At 64.1% G+C, this 14,803-nt stretch carries 13 protein-coding genes; 4 read left to right on the forward strand and 9 right to left on the reverse strand.

Translation table 11 applies throughout. The features are described 5' to 3' along the window. The first annotated feature begins 148 nt into the window (after positions 1–148). The 4 genes from RF637_RS01200 (at position 149) to RF637_RS01215 (ending at position 3,483) form a co-directional block, all read left to right on the forward strand. Positions 149–352, forward strand: coding sequence for a hypothetical protein (locus tag RF637_RS01200; RefSeq protein WP_368843945.1), 204 nt, complete (start codon positions 149–151; stop codon positions 350–352). A 43-nt stretch (positions 353–395) separates the two neighbouring features. Next, positions 396–1,541 (forward strand): PLP-dependent cysteine synthase family protein, encoded by a 1,146-nt coding sequence (locus RF637_RS01205; RefSeq protein WP_368843946.1) that lies wholly within the window; start codon positions 396–398, stop codon positions 1,539–1,541. 434 nt (positions 1,542–1,975) lie between these two features. Further along, positions 1,976–2,542, forward strand: coding sequence for a TetR/AcrR family transcriptional regulator (locus RF637_RS01210; protein WP_363784211.1), 567 nt, complete (start codon positions 1,976–1,978; stop codon positions 2,540–2,542). Beyond that, positions 2,539–3,483, forward strand: coding sequence for an EamA family transporter (locus RF637_RS01215; RefSeq protein WP_368843947.1), 945 nt, complete (start codon positions 2,539–2,541; stop codon positions 3,481–3,483). The genes RF637_RS01210 and RF637_RS01215 overlap by 4 nt, the downstream gene beginning before the upstream one ends. Before the next feature lie 60 nt (positions 3,484–3,543). On the opposite strand, the gene RF637_RS01220 is transcribed toward RF637_RS01215, so the two are convergent. The 9 genes from RF637_RS01220 to RF637_RS01260 form a co-directional block, all read right to left on the reverse strand. Then, complete coding sequence (locus tag RF637_RS01220) at positions 3,544–4,491, reverse strand: recombinase family protein (RefSeq protein WP_368843948.1); 948 nt, start codon at positions 4,489–4,491, stop codon at positions 3,544–3,546. 61 nt (positions 4,492–4,552) lie between these two features. After that, positions 4,553–5,419, reverse strand: coding sequence for a restriction endonuclease (locus RF637_RS01225; protein WP_344204815.1), 867 nt, complete (start codon positions 5,417–5,419; stop codon positions 4,553–4,555). A 140-nt stretch (positions 5,420–5,559) separates the two neighbouring features. Next, on the reverse strand, positions 5,560–6,063 hold the full coding sequence (locus tag RF637_RS01230) for a hypothetical protein (protein ID WP_344204813.1): 504 nt from the start codon (positions 6,061–6,063) through the stop codon (positions 5,560–5,562). Then, positions 6,063–6,476 carry a PIN domain-containing protein gene (locus RF637_RS01235; RefSeq protein WP_368843949.1) on the reverse strand — a complete coding sequence of 138 codons (414 nt, stop codon included), beginning with the start codon at positions 6,474–6,476 and terminating at the stop codon, positions 6,063–6,065. The genes RF637_RS01230 and RF637_RS01235 overlap by 1 nt, the downstream gene beginning before the upstream one ends. Before the next feature lie 6 nt (positions 6,477–6,482). Continuing rightward, positions 6,483–6,857: a helix-turn-helix domain-containing protein gene (locus RF637_RS01240; RefSeq protein ID WP_368844087.1), complete on the reverse strand. Its 375-nt coding sequence runs from the start codon at positions 6,855–6,857 to the stop codon at positions 6,483–6,485. After that, positions 6,782–8,023: a heparan-alpha-glucosaminide N-acetyltransferase domain-containing protein gene (locus RF637_RS01245; protein ID WP_368843950.1), complete on the reverse strand. Its 1,242-nt coding sequence runs from the start codon at positions 8,021–8,023 to the stop codon at positions 6,782–6,784. The genes RF637_RS01240 and RF637_RS01245 overlap by 76 nt, the downstream gene beginning before the upstream one ends. Positions 8,024–8,084: 61 nt before the next feature. Continuing rightward, positions 8,085–11,234, reverse strand: a complete 3,150-nt coding sequence (locus RF637_RS01250; RefSeq protein ID WP_368843951.1) for a type I restriction endonuclease subunit R — start codon at positions 11,232–11,234, stop codon at positions 8,085–8,087. Next, on the reverse strand, positions 11,231–12,526 hold the full coding sequence (locus RF637_RS01255) for a restriction endonuclease subunit S (protein ID WP_368843952.1): 1,296 nt from the start codon (positions 12,524–12,526) through the stop codon (positions 11,231–11,233). Before RF637_RS01255 ends, RF637_RS01250 begins: the two co-directional genes overlap by 4 nt. Next, positions 12,523–14,511 (reverse strand): N-6 DNA methylase, encoded by a 1,989-nt coding sequence (locus RF637_RS01260; RefSeq protein WP_368843953.1) that lies wholly within the window; start codon positions 14,509–14,511, stop codon positions 12,523–12,525. The genes RF637_RS01255 and RF637_RS01260 overlap by 4 nt, the downstream gene beginning before the upstream one ends. Positions 14,512–14,803: the final 292 nt, after the last annotated feature.

Below are 14,803 nucleotides of genomic sequence, written 5' to 3' on the forward strand. Positions count from 1 at the left end.
GCTGCAGCTCCACCGTGCGACCGTCACCTCGGTCGGTCCGAGGGTTCGATCGTCCGCCGGGCCGGCGTCGGAACGTGGTCGCACCGCGGGCAACTCTGGCCGACTGGCCAATCGACCCGTGCGGCGCGCTCCCCGATAGGCTCCGGCCATGGACACTTCCGCTCTGGACTACGTCGTGACCGAGTGCAAGGCACTACTCGAAACCCGGTTTCCGGACGGGTCGGAGCACGGTGCGGCGGTGGCGGGCCGGGACGATCCCACGGCGGTCGTGTGGAAGCGATTGGCGGACCTGCTGCCGGACTACTGGCTGACCGCGCTGACGGGTGACGCTCGCCCCGGCTGGCTGTTGTGACGGGATGCCCCGCGGGGAAGTGGGCCCGGCATAGGGTTCCCTCATGAGCACTCGAGGAATGAGCGTGGGGGAGCGAGCGGCGTCGTCGGCGGTGGCGCCCGAGGAGGACATCGACCGTTTCGACGCGGAGGCCCGGCGATGGTGCGCCGAGGCCGTGGCGAAGGTGCGGGCGGAGGGCAACCGGTCGTCGGACACGCACCTGCTATCGGTGCCGCTGCCCGAGGAGTGGGGCGTGGACCTGTACCTCAAGGACGAGTCCACGCATCCCACGGGCTCGCTCAAGCACCGCCTGGCGCGCTCGCTGTTCCTGCACGCGCTGTGCAACGGATGGGTGCGCAGGGGGCGGCCGGTGATCGAGGCGTCGAGCGGGTCCACGGCGGTGTCCGAGGCGTACTTTGCACGGCTGATCGGGGTGCCGTTCATCGCCGTCATGGCCCAGGGGACCAGCCGTGACAAGATCCGCCTGATCGAGCTGCACGGCGGTCGCTGCCATTTCGTGGAGCGCCCGGACCAGGTGTACGACGTCGCTGCGGGCCTCGCGCGCGAGACCGGCGGTCACTACATGGACCAGTTCGCGTTCGCCGAACGGGCCACGGATTGGCGCGGGAACAACAACATCGCGGAGTCGCTGTTCGCGCAGATGTCCCAGGAGCGCTATCCGGATCCCGCGTGGATCGTGGCCACGGCAGGCACCGGCGGGACCTCCGCGACGATCGCCCGCTACGTGCGCTACACCGGCCGGCAGACGGGGGTGTGCGTGGCGGACCCGGAGAACTCGGCCTTCCTCCCGGCCTGGCGCGAGCAGGACCCCTCGGTGACGACGCCGCTCGGGTCCCGGATCGAGGGCATCGGCCGGCAGCGCGTGGAGCCGAGCTTCATGGGCTCGGCGATCGACCGGATGATCCGCGTTCCCGACGCCGCCGCGGTCGCCGCGATCCGCCACCTGGACACCCTGATCGGTCGCAAGGCCGGGGCCTCCACGGGCACGGGGCTGTGGGCGGCGTTCCGCATCATCTCCGATATGGTCCGGGCGGGGGAGCGGGGCAGCGTGATCGCGCTGCTGTGCGACCCCGGGGACCGCTATCTGGACAAGTACTACTCGGACGAGTGGCTCGCGGGGGAGGGGCTGGACATCGCCCCGTACCTGGAGCGGTTGGAGGGCTTCATGGGGAGCGGGGAACTGGGGTGAGCGCCGGCGTAGCGACGGCCGGGACGATGAGGATGGGCAGTCAGCGTTGTGGGGTGCCCCTTGGAACTGGCTTCTAGCCGACTCCTACGGTCCGCTTTTCGAGTTCCGTAGCACATAGGGGCAAGCCGACGCGAGCGAGACCCTCGAGGTACCCATTCCACGTGATCTTCGGATTCCGCATGTCAACCACCACTTCTGTGGCGATGCGGACCACGGTTGAAGGGTCCAAATCCAACTGGTCGAGTAAGAAGTCATCCGGAGACCGCACCGAGTTCCGGCACGGAACAACCTGTGCGAGTGCACACCTCGTGGACAACGTCAGGCCATCTTGTCGCAGCCTACTGGCAGCACTCATCAGCATCCACGAGCGCAGATGTTGAGGCACCTCTCGGTTGGTAGGTAGACTGGTCTACCTACCAACCGAGGGGTGCGACATGAGTCAAGGATCAGCGCGGGAGCGGTTGCTCGATGCTGCGGCGAGACGCTTCTACGAGGACGGCGTGCACGCAACAGGGATCGACACGATCACCTCTGAGGCCGGTGTCGCGAAGAAGAGCCTCTACAACAACTTCTCGTCCAAGGAGGAGCTCGTCCGCGCCTACATCAACGCCCGCCACGAGGAGTGGCTCGACCTCCATCGGCAACGCTCTGCGAAAGCTTCGACAGCCGCGGACCGGGTCGTGGCAGTCTTCGACGCCTACATCGACCACGCGGACGACGCCCACAGCAAAGGCTTTCGAGGATGCGGGCTGCTCAACGCGGCGGCCGAGTTTCCGGCCGGACACCCCGCCCGCTCGTCCGTACGCGCGCACAAGGAGCAGGTGGAGAAGATTCTCGCCGAGAACCTGGAATCCATGACCACCGAAGCCGAGGCACTGGAGCTGGCCGAGCACTTCAGCTTCCTTCTCGAAGGAGCCGTCGCACGGTCGGGCCTCGAAGGAACCCCTGCGCGCCTGGAGCACGCCCGGGCCATCGCATCGCGGATGCTGGCCGCGCTGTGAGGCGAGGCTCCCCCACCGGCATCATCGCGGTGCTCGCCGCCGCCTTCCTGTGGGGCACCACGGGGACTGCGGCGACGTTCGCACCGTCAGTCGGGCCGCTGGCCATGGGCGCGGCAGCGCTCGGCATCGGCGGCATCCTGCAGGCAGCCATCGCCGCTCCCTCGCTCCGCCGGGAACGGCCCGCACTGTCTTCGCAACGTGGGACTGTGCTCGCCGGGGCCGGAGCCGTGCTGATCTACCCGCTGGCCTTCTACAGCTCGATGCATCTGGCCGGTGTCGCGGTCGGCACGGTCGTGTCCCTCGGCTCTGCCCCGATCGCCTCGGGCCTCCTGGAGCGGGCGATCGAGCGACGCAGACTCAGCGGCTGGTGGATGCTTGCCGCAGCGCTCGGCATCGCTGGCAGCGCAGTACTGTGCGCTGCGAAGATGCACGACGCGCCAAGCGAGACGCTCCCCACGGTCGCCGGCGTCATCCTCGGCCTGGTTGCTGGCGCGACCTACGCCATGTACTCGTGGAGCGCTCACCGCCTCATGAACCGCGGCGTCGGGCGCGCCGCAGCGATGGGCGCTGTCTTCGGCCTGGGCGGCATTGCCCTCATGCCCGTACTCCTGCTGACCGGCGCACCGCTCATCGCTTCCGCCCAACCGATGATGGTCGGAATCTACATGGCACTGGTCCCGATGTTCCTGGGTTATCTGCTCTTCGGGTACGGCCTCACGCGCGTCACCCCAAGCGCCGCGACAACGCTCACGCTCGCTGAACCCGCGATCGCCGCCCTCCTGGCCGTGGTCATCGTCGGTGAGCGCCTCCCCGCCATCGGATGGGCTGGACTCGCAGGCATCTGCGCCTCGCTCCTGGTCCTCTCGCTCGCACCTGCGACACAGGCGCGTGCCGCCGAACCGTCGCGTTCGCGCGAGCTCCCGATAAGTCAGGAAGCTTGAATCAGTCCGCCCGAGATAGACATCGGGCAAGACCTCGAGATGCGCCCCCGGGTCAGGCTCCTACTCGTCCACCGGCTTACCGGAGCGGTAGAAGTGGTTGTCCCAACAGATGTAGCGGTGGAGACCGCCACCCATTCCCGAGGACGAGCGCACACGCGCCCCACAGGACCCGCAGTAGTAGACGCCAGAGCCGATGTGCTTCCGGGCGGTGTCGGCACGGTTGACCGTGCGGCGGGGGTCGGTCAGCCAGGACTGCACGGCGTCGAACTGCGCCTCGCCGACCAAGGCGGGCCAGGCGGCCGTTCCCATCTGCTGCCCCTTGTAGACGGACCGGCCCGCGTACCGTGTGTTGCGCAGGATGGTCGAGACGGACGAGGACGACCAGCCCCCGCCGCGCCTGGTCTTGATGCGGTCCTCCTCCAGGCCCCGGGCGATGCCCTTCAGGGTGTCCCCAGTGGAGAAGCGCTTGAAGATCCGACGGATGACCTCCGCCTCCTCCGGGATGACCTCGCCAGCCAGGGTGTAGCTAGTCAGCCGCACGCCCTTGGGCGGCTTCCCGTGCTCGGCCCTCTGGCGCTGGGCACGCGACTGGCGGGCACCCTTGCGCTCCACCTCCGCCCGGGCCACAGCGGCCTTGATCCGGGCGTACATGAATCCGCCGTCGGTAGTCAGGTCGGCCTCACCGTTGGCCGTGACCAGCTTGAGCCCGTGCTTCGCTGCACGGTCAATCCAGTCTTCAAGCTGTCGCGGCTGGCGCGTGAGGCGGTCCAGGTCCCAGCACACCAGGGCCTCGAACTGGCCCGCGTCGTAGTCCTCGCAGAGCTGGTCGTAGCCGGGGCGCTTCTTACGAGCGTCGGAAGCGGAGATGGAGTTGTCCACGTACTCGCCAGCCAGGGTCCAACCCCGGTCCTGGACGATCTCGAGGCAGTCCTTCCGTTGACGCTCGACGGCCAACCGTTCGCCAGTGGCGTCGAGGGAGATACGGAGATATAGGGCGCAAGTCACCATGCAGTAATTTTTTGGCTTTACATGCCTTTCTGCAATGGAACTACAGCCGCCCCGCAGTCAATCACCCAAAGTGTTCAGCGAAGAATCCTGGGAGGACGGTGACATCTTCGACCATCCTTGTGGACACAGACACGCCCAGCTTGTATTCCTTCAACAAATGGCAAAGCCGCTTCCCATCGATGAGGTCCAGCGGAGGAGCGCCGTCCCGCGTGGATTCGTTCTTTGCCTCGGCAGTGAACGTGCCCGTCGTGATCAACAGTCCCTTTTCTCCACGACCGGCCATAGCACCCCGGAAGTCCCGCACTGCCCCAGCGCCGACACTGCCTACATACCTCTTGCACTGGAAGAAAACAGGGAACGACAACAGCGACAGGCGATAAACACCCTGACCGTCTATTCCACCATCGCCAGAGCGGCCGGTCACCTGGGTATTGACGAAGCCCGCTTCGCGCAATAACCGTTGAGCCAGGCGTTCGAAGGCTCCGGGAGACAGCTTCATCACTTCATCCAGCAGCTCGTCCTGCCACGTGATTTCCTCCCGTTCCCCGTCAGTGGAAGGCAAAGGCGACTCGTCGCTGGAGTCAGATTTGCGCTTGTTCCGGTAGGCGGACAGGTACGTCTTCCGCAGTGGTTCGAGTTGGCTCTCGGCTACTACACGGCCGTCGTCGGTCAGGCTCCAAACTCCGCGTTCGGAGTTTATGGCCAGACCCATCCCCTTCAGGTATGTTCGTGCCCACGCTAAGCGATATTCGATCTCTGTCGAGGGACCGTCCTTATGGAGGACGGACTGCTGAGCCTCTGTGAAACCACCGTCCGCAATCACCTTGTCATTGAGTTCTTCGATGGTCGCGGATCCGCCCAGCTCGCGCAGAGCCACGACGGCAGGCCAATGGAACTCGTGATACTTCGGGATCTCAATTTCACTCATAGTGCTTGCAGCCTATATCGGCCAAGCAAGCGCTCCGCCAATCAGGCGTGGAAGCCACGCACGATGTCACTTGCCCTTGGTGGCAGACACGTTTCCGTGACGGAGCTCTACCGCGGCCTAGTCCGCCAGCTCTATGCCAATCACGGATTCGCTCCCGGATTGGGACGCACTTTCAGACCCATTGCGTAGCTGATTTCCTCGTCGATGAGCTCTTCAATCGCGGAAAGTTCGGATGCCAATGTGGCCAAGCCGGTGTCCATCCACCCCTTGATGCTGTACTGAGGCGGATTCGACCGGCCGAGCTGCCTCTTCATCGTGGCCAAGGTCGGCGTTTCACTCGATTCCGCGGGGCCAAACACCTCGCCGCCAACGAACACCCCGTGAACGACGTCATTGCGAAGTTCAAGGGCCTTCTCCAGTCGCTCCGCTAACTGCTCATCAGCTACCTTCTTGAACTCGGTCACTAGTTGCCCACCAGATGCCGCCCATCCCTTCGTCGGGATGTTGGGATCACCGCCCTGCACCATTGTCGTGAGGTGGACCAGTTCGCCAGCTTTGTCCTCTAGCCACGCTGCGGACATCACGACGTGTCCGACTGACTGGATGAGTTCCGGGGGATAGAGGCTCTCAACCGTTGTCGCCATTACTTGCCCTTGGTGGCAGACACGTTTCCGTGACGGAACTCCATCGCAACGTCATAGGGCTTGAGGGCGGTCGCCGGGAAGTCCTTCTGGTTGGATGTCACGATGAGCTCGGCTCTTGAACGGACCGCTGCCGCCAGCACATGTCTGTCCTTGGGGTCATTGGTCATGGCAGGCACGAGGCTCTCGTAGTTCTCGACCAGAGCGTCGGGGAAGAAGCCCCGCATGGCGTTCACGCGTCTGCGAGCGCTGTGCGGGTCCTTGTGAAGCTTCTTCACCAGATTGCGCTCTACCTCGTTCAGAATCTCATCCGACCAAAGCGGCCTGAATTGCTTGGCCGTGGCCAGACGCAGTAATAGATCTGCGATAGGCATGGGAATCAATACGCATGCATCGAGAACCACCGGGAACGACATGGGGATTTACCGGGTGGCCGGGTCTGTCGGGATGTCGAAGTATGTGCCGTGGTTCGCTGCCTCGTGAGTTGCCTGTCGGAGACCTTCGCGGCGTGTCTTCTCGAGGTGTTCTTCGTAGGCAATGAGATCAGTCAGCAGGACTCTGCGGTGCCTTCCGACCTTGGTGAATGGGATATCACCTTGCTCCAGCAGCTTGACCAGTGTTGGCCGGGAGATTCCCAGATGATCAGCAGCCCTCGCTCTGCCGCAGCCGCTCCCATAGGTCGAACGCCAGAGCGGGTACCGCTGGACAAGGTTGGCGCCAGTTAGGAGTTGCGGGTCTTTCCAGGAGTGGCATTTCCGCCCCGCCCGGCGACGAGGCGGCGCGTCCCCTTCGCGCAGTAGGCGACCACCCGCTCGAGAGGTCCCTGCCCAAGAGTCCGCTGCCAGATGACGGCGAAGACGACGGCCACCAGTACGTGCACGAGGTACCAGAGGTAGGGGGAGTCGTAATGCAACTCGAGGGACAGCGCCAGCAGGTGCGCCGAGTACAGCGTAAGGGTCATCGATCCCATCGCGGCGAATGGCACGAGCCAGTCCCCGATCTTCTGGCTGATGAGCAGGAACACCCCCAGCACCGCCAGACTCAGTCCAAGGCTGGTCGCAATGGCCAGCGGCGTGTTGGAATGCGGGGTCGTGATGGCCAGCCACCACCCGGTGTCGGTTGGTAGCGAGTCGGTACCCCACACCAGGATCTCGTCGAGCGTGGACTCGCTTAAACGCGATGCCTCCTGCAATACGGAGTAGCCCCCGAGGCCGTAGAGGAGCACGGCGGACACGAGCTGGGCCAACACGGTGAGCGCGACGCCCACGATCACCAAGCGGACCTGGGTGCGCACTGCTCGCAGATCCAAGCGGCCCAGCCCCATCCCGACCAGCAGATACGTCATGTACGGCAGCGCCGGGTAGTTGCCGGTCAGCAGAAGCTGAGACAGCGTGCCCGCGGGGTTGCTGAGGACATTGGGCAGCGTGGGGTTGTAATACCACCACTCCGGCAGGACATCCAGCATGCGCTGCATCAGCAGGGGCGAGAGGATCCCGAACCCGGCGGCCCAGATGAACAGCGTCTTGGGGCGGGCATGCAGGAAGGGGATGGCCAGGATGAAGAACATGCCGTAGTAGAACAGGATGTTGTAGGCGGGAGGGTCCTCCGGCATCGCGGCGTTGACGGTCATACCCACCGTGACGATCAGCAGGGCGCGGACCAGGACACTCACCCGGTCAGCGGTCAGGGCTCGCCCCTCGCGTGGTTGCCGGGCGCCGGAGCCCAGCGCCAGGCCCACTCCGGCCAACAGCGCGAACAGGGCCGCCGAGTGCCCGGAGAACAACCGCCAGGACCAGCTGGCCTCCCCGGTCTGTTCGTTCCACGCGGGCAGCAGGTGGATGGCCATGAGCCCGATCAGTGCCAGCCCCCGGGCGGCATCGATCCCCACCAGTCGCCGCTTGCGCGGCGCCCCGTCCGTTGCGGTTGCCACGTCCCCCGTGCCCCCGCGTCGTGTCGTATTCACTCGTACTCCTGAGTTCTCCCCGGCCTCGCGGCCCCCTAACACGTGCTTTCAGGGATAAGCCCTACCCTGCCCGCGACCGTTCCCACAAATCGAACGCCATGGCCAGTTCCACCAGATCGGTGGGCGGGAGCTCCTGGAGCCGTTTGGCGATCGCCTCGGACTGGCGGTTCTGATTCCATACGGAATCCTCCAGCACAAGACGCACCTGCGGGGAATGCGAGAAGTCCGCCCTGGTGTTGTTGCGCGCCTGTTGCTGCAGGTCCGTGTTCTCGGCGGCTTCGCGGACCAGTAGTTCCACGGTGCTCACCTTGTGCTCGTCGCTGGCATCCAGGCCTCCGAGGAATCTGTTGACCTTCTCCACCAGCTCGGCCTTGGCCGCCCGCTCGCGTTCCTGCTGGCGGGCCATGCCGGCTTCGGTCATGCCTTGCAGACCCCGTGCTTCGCCGTCTTCCAGTTGCAGGTCCTCGTCCCGCTGCTTCTCGAGCCGGTAGTGGGTGAGGACGACATCGTCCGCCGTCACAGTCTCGCGCTCGCCGCCGTCTAGCTGTTCCCGGAGCAGGCGTGCCAGCAGATCCGCGAACACGGAGAGCTTGAGGTAGTACGTGTCCCCGAAGTTGAGGATCTGGGAGAAGAACGCGTAGGACGTCGTGTACTGGCCCAGCAGGGAACGGAACTCGTCGAGCTCGTCGCGCGCTGCGGCGTCGTCGTCGTACACGGCACGGGACCAGCGGTTGGTGAATCGCTCGACCGCCGGGGCGAGCGCAGAGGTCAGCGTGCCGCGCTTGCTGCGCGTGTTCGACCACGCCGCCCACACCCGGTCGACCTCCGCGGGTGTGTAGATGTTGGCGGCATCCAGCTTGGTCATCTGTTTGGCCACGAGGTCCGGGTCCGAATCGGTTTCGATGCGCGCGTCCTCGTAGTAGTCCTGGAACGCCGCCAGAATCTGGGCGGGGTCGTTGACGAAGTCCAGCACGTACGTGTTCTTCTTGCCGTCCGCGCGCCGGTTGAGCCGTGACAGCGTCTGCACCGCGGCGATCCCGGAGAGCTGCTTGTCCACGTACATGGCGGTGAGCAGCGGCTGGTCGAAGCCCGTCTGGTACTTGTTCGCCACGATCAGGATGTTCTGGTCCTCCTGGCTAAACACCCCGGCCAGGTCCCTCCCGCGCAGTTCCGGGTTCATGGACGCCTCGGTCACCTCCGGCACGGCCGCATTACCGATCGCGGTAACATCCGGATCCGGCAGCGAGCCCGAGAATGCCACGAGGGTTTGCAGCGGCAGCTTTTCGCGTTCGATGTGCTTCTGGAACGCCCGCTGGTACTTCACCGCGGACGCACGCGACCCCGTCACCACCATGGCCTTCGCGCGCCCGCCCAGCTCCTTCTTCACGGTGTGCTGATAGTGCTTGAGGATCACGTCCACCTTGGAATCCACGTTCGTGGGGTGCAGCTCCACGAACCCGATGTACGCGCGCGTCCCCTTGCGCACGTCCACCTCGTCCTCGGTCGACGACGCCGCAGTCCCCGTCCTGCCCTCGGGCACCGTCTCGGGGTCCGCGCCCTTGAGGGCGATCCGGGCGGCCATCTCGTACGTGGTGTAGTTCTTGAGCACATCCAGGATGAACCCCTCCTGAATGGCCTGCTTCATGGAGTACAGGTCGAAGGCCTGTCGCTTACCGTCCGGACCCGGGGTGCCGAACAGATCCAGGGTCTTGGCCTTGGGGGTTGCGGTGAACGCGAAATAGCTGATCCGACGACCGTCGTCCGCCTGTGCGGCCATCTGGACCAGGGCGTCCTGGTCCGCGCCCGGCTCCAGCTCGGTCTCCTCGCCCGTCTGCGCCACGGTCGGGTCGTTGCGGTACAGCAGGTCCTTGACCGACGACGCCGCCGCGCCGGTCTGCGACGAATGCGCCTCGTCCGCGATCACCGCGAAGCGCTTGCCCTCGAATGTCCCGCCCTTTTCCCGGATCTTGGCGAGGGCGTGCGGGAAGGTCTGCAGGGTCACGCCGATGATCTGCGTGCCCGCCCGCAACGCTTCCAGCAGGCGCTCGGTCTTGGAGCCCTCGGAACCGGAGGTGATGGGTTCGAAGGTTCCCGTGGTCACGACCAGCTGATCCACCGCGTCCTGGAGCTGGCGGTCCAGCACCTGCCGGTCCGCAATGACGAACACGGTGTCGAAGACCTTCTCGCCCTCCGGAGTGTGCAGGGAGGCCATGCGGTGGGCGGTCCACGCGATGGAGTCCGTCTTGCCCGAACCCGCTGAATGCTGGATCAGGTACTTCTGCCCCGGGCCCTCAGTCCGGGCCGCCTCGGTCAGCTTGGTGACCGCGCGCCACTGGTGGAAGCGGGGGAAGCGGATTTGGCTGGACTCCGTGATCCGCCCGGTCCGGGGATCGGTTTTCTTCTCGTGGTTCACGTAGACGAACTTGGTGAGAATCGTGATCCACGTGTCCTTGTCCAGGATGTGCTCCCAGAAGTAGGACGTGGCCACGCCGTCCTGCGACGGCGGGTTGCCAGCTCCGTTGTCATGCCCCTGGTTGAAGGGCAGGAAGAACGTGTCCGCGCCCCTGAGCTGGGTGGTCATGTAGACGTCGTTCTCGGTGAGTGCGAAGTGCACCAGTGCACCTCGATGCGGGGTCAGCAGCGGTTCACCGGCTGGCGTGCGGTCCGTCTTGTACTGCTCGATGGCCGCCTGCAGCGACTGCGTGAAGTTCGTCTTGATCTCGACGGTCGCCACGGGCAGCCCGTTGAGGAACAGCACCAGGTCGATGCGGTCGCTCTTCCGCGTGGAGTAGCCGACCTCCTGCACCACCCGCACCCGGTTCTTCGCGTAGCGCTCCGTGATCCGAGGATTGCGGTCGTCCGCCGGGGGAGCCGTGAGCATGCTGAACCGCTGCGCCCCGGGGACCGAGAAGCCGCGACGAAGCGTATTGAGGGTGCCACCGCCGGCCTTTTCTAACTGCTCCAGCTGAGATGCCAGGCGATCCAGAATCCGGCGCTCGCCCTTGGCCCGCGCGGCGTCATCCCCGTGCTCGGGCACGATCCGCGCGTACTGCTCCGGCTGGGTGTCTTGCAGCCACCCGAGAACGTCCTCGGGGAACATCGCCCGTTCTTTGTCGTAGCCCTGGGAATTGGGGGAGTGGGACCACCCGTGCCCCTCCAAGTACTCCGCGATCTCCTTCTGGAACGGCTTTTCCTGATGCGGTGCGCTCATGCGTACTCCCTGTGCAGGCCCTGCGCAACGTCGTCCTCGATCTGTTCCGCCGCGGGCTTGTTCTTAGCAGTGACGTCGATTTGCCCGGTCACCGCGGCGGTGATGAGGGCAGCACGGCGCTCGCGGGCTAGGTCAATGAGTATTTTGGCCTCGCGTGCAAGTTGTGTTGCGTCACGGAGCGATTTGTCGAGGGAACGTACAATGTCAGTTTGCTCATGCTCTGGGGGGATGGGAATTCGGAGTGAGCGAAGCTTGTCTTGATTGATGTTCGGTTGGCCACCACCAGAAGCAAGTGTAAGAAGGTGCCGGCGAGCAGCCAGAAGAGCAAAAAACGGATACTTGGACGGGCCTTTACGGTAATCTGAAAACACACAAATTGCCTGGTTGACAGTTGCAGGAACTTCGAGCCACCCGAGCCGTCCAATCGTAGCTCCGTACATTGCGATCATTAAGGAACCTGCAGGATGAACCCGAAGTGCAGAATACTTATTTACCGCCTCATCCGACACTAATTTATTCGTGACTGAAACACCAGTCTCTCGCAGTTCGCTGCTGGTCACCCAGGGAATTGTCCCATTAAAGGAATCCACGTCATCCGATGCCGGAGTGGTGCCTGACCCAACGTTTGAGAAGAGCCAGCTAATCCGCTCCATCTCCCAGTGGTTGGGAATATCACCGACCCAATCGGACCCAGAATTTTTGCGAGGGGTGACACCTGCTTGCCTGCCGGTGATGGTCGTCTCGATAAGTACAGACTCTCGCTCCTCAACTAGGTCTATAAATTGAGATTGATCAGCAATAAATGCATCGATTTCGGCGGTCTCGTGGTCGAGGTAGTCCGCGATATGCCGCTGCTCTGTGATCCTCGGGGCAGGCACCTTGATTCGTTTGAGGCTGTCCCACTCAGTTCGTGGCATTTTGGAGCCAACGGATTCCGCAGATGCTTTCGAGGTAAAGTACGGCGTAAGGATGACATATTTTAAAAACTGGTTATTAAACGAGCTTCGAGGAGTAATACGAACAAAATCACCGACGTAGTTACCAGAGCGATCCGCAACCCATACTTTTGCCAGATAAGGTCTAAGTTTCCCATAAAGGATATCGCCTGGCATGTAAAGATTACCTGGGCCTGAAGAATCTACCCAGGGCTCATCCACTAATTGGCCGGTTCCTGAAACAATGGATTCCAACGCTACTGTGAATCGGGAGGGTCCTTCAACGGGCACCACACGCTGTGCGGCTGAGGCGAATCGAACGGTTGGGAATCTTGCTGAAGTCATTGGGTGTTTCACCGCTTCACCTCTTCCAAGCGCGCTCGAATGCGGCCGAGGACCTCGTCGAGGTCGCGGTCGATCTCCTCCAGGGGCCTGGGTGGGACGTACTCGTAGAAGTGGCGGGTGAAGGGGATCTCCGCGCCCTCCTTGGTCTTGGATTCGTCGATCCAGGCGTCGGGGACGAAGGGCTTGACCTCGCGCTCCAGGTACTCGTGGATGTCCTGATCCCAGGGGACGTTCTCGGTGTCACGCAGGGTGGGGTCCGGTTCCGGGTCCTTCACGCGATTGGTTTGCAGCTCCCCGTTCTCGTCCCGCTCACTCAGCTCGGTCACGATGGCCTTGAGTACCGCGGGCTTCACCTGCAGCCCGGCCTCGACCAGGACCTCGAGTAGCTCCGAGGTGAACGCGCTCTTGTTGGTACCGACCTCGCCGCCCGCGCGCTGGGACCGGTCGTGGAGGGCGGAACGAAGCGCGGCGGCGTCGTCGTCGGGGAGCTTGGCAACGGGCCGGGAGGCCATAACGCGCTCGATGCGCTCGGCGGTGAACGCGAAGTTGAGCTTCAGCGGGCGCTCCACCGTGATGGTGCGGTAGAAGAAGTCCTCGGTGCGGAAGATCTTGGAGTGCTGGGACTCGGTGAACTCGTCGTAGATCCGGCTGATCTCCGCGATGTTCTCCCGCGAGAGCTCCTTGCGCTTGGAGCCCACGGATTTGCGCATCTTCACGAACATGCCGGTCGCGTCGATCAGCTGGACCTTGCCGCGGCGCTGCGGGGCCTTGTCCTTGGACAGCACCCAGACGTAGGTGGAGATGCCGGTGTTGTAGAACATGTCCGTGGGCAGGCCGATGATGGCTTCGAGGTAGTCGTTGTCGAGCACCCACTTGCGGATGTTGGACTCCCCGGAGCCGGCGCCGCCCGTGAACAGAGGGGAGCCGTTGAGCACGATGGCCGCGCGGCCGGCCGACTGGTTCTCCTCCGTGGCGCTGGGTTCGCGCATCTTGGAGATCAGGTGCATCAGGAAAAGGAGCGAGCCGTCCGAGACGCGGGGCAGGCCGGGGCCAAAGCGGCCGGCGAACCCTGCGATCTGATGTTCGGTCTCCACGGCCTTGCGGTGCTGCTTCCAATCCACGCCGAAGGGCGGGTTGGACAGGCAGTAGTGGAACGTGCGGTTCTCGAATGCCGGGTTGGTCAGGGTGTTGCCCAGGACGATGTTGTCGATGGGCTGGCCCTTGACCACCATGTCGGCCTTGCAGATCGCGTAGGAGGCGGGGTTGATCTCCTGGCCGAGCAGGTTGACCCAGGCCTCGCTGTTGAACTGCTTGATCTTGTTCTCGGCGGCGGAGAGCATGCCGCCGGTGCCCGCGGTGGGGTCGTAGACGTCGCGGCCGATGCCGGGGGTGGTGAGCTCCTCGTCGTCGTGGAGCAGCAGCGTGACCATGAGGTCGATGACCTCGCGCGGGGTGAAGTGCTCCCCGGCGGTCTCATTGGAGGCCTCCGCGAACTTGCGGATCAGTTCCTCGAAGATGTGACCCATCTGCTCGTTGGACACCGCATCCGGGTGCAGGTTGGCCTTGGTGAAGTGCTGCAGGACCTGCAGGAGCAGATCGTGCTGGGCGAGGCCGGAGATGGTCTGCTCGAACTCGTACTTCTGGAAGATCTCGCGCACGTTCTCCGAGAAGGCGTTGACGTAGTCCCGCAGGTTCTCCTCGAGGTTGTCGGGGTCACCCTGCAAAGTCTTGAGGGTGTGGCGGGAGCGGTTGAAGAAGTTGTACGTGTGCTCGTTGCCTGCCTGCTTGGTGCGGTTGCGGATCATCGCCAGGGGCGGCTCGGTGTCCACGTAGGTGGGGCCGATGGCCTCCAGCACATCCTCCTTGGTGGGGGCGAGCACCGCGTCCAAGCGGAACAGGACGGTGAACGGCAGGATCACATCCCCGTACTGATGTTGCTTGTAGGTGCCGCGCAGGATGTCCGCGGCACCCCAGATGAAGGAGGCGTGGTTGAACACGGTGGGTGGCTGCCTTACTCGGTGGGGCGGGGGTTACCGTGCAGTCTACGAGGGGGGCAATGAGAAGCTGTTCTCTTCGCGGCTTTTTGTGAGCTGAAGGTTCTCGGATCTGGTGCCGGCCAACCAGCGGAACCAAATGGGTCTGTTGCATGAATTGGTGACAGTGTGACCTGCCCCTGTTGGAGACCCTCTGTGGGCTCGCGGGTTTGTACCTTGCCGTGAAGCACCCGGACAGGTAGTACGGCCGCCCGCAGTTCGGCGCCGCGGAGGCCGCGGGCGGCGTCGTCGATGG

The sequence above is a fragment of the Kocuria sp. CPCC 204721 genome, assembly GCF_040980945.1.
Taxonomy (GTDB): domain Bacteria; phylum Actinomycetota; class Actinomycetes; order Actinomycetales; family Micrococcaceae; genus Kocuria; species Kocuria marina.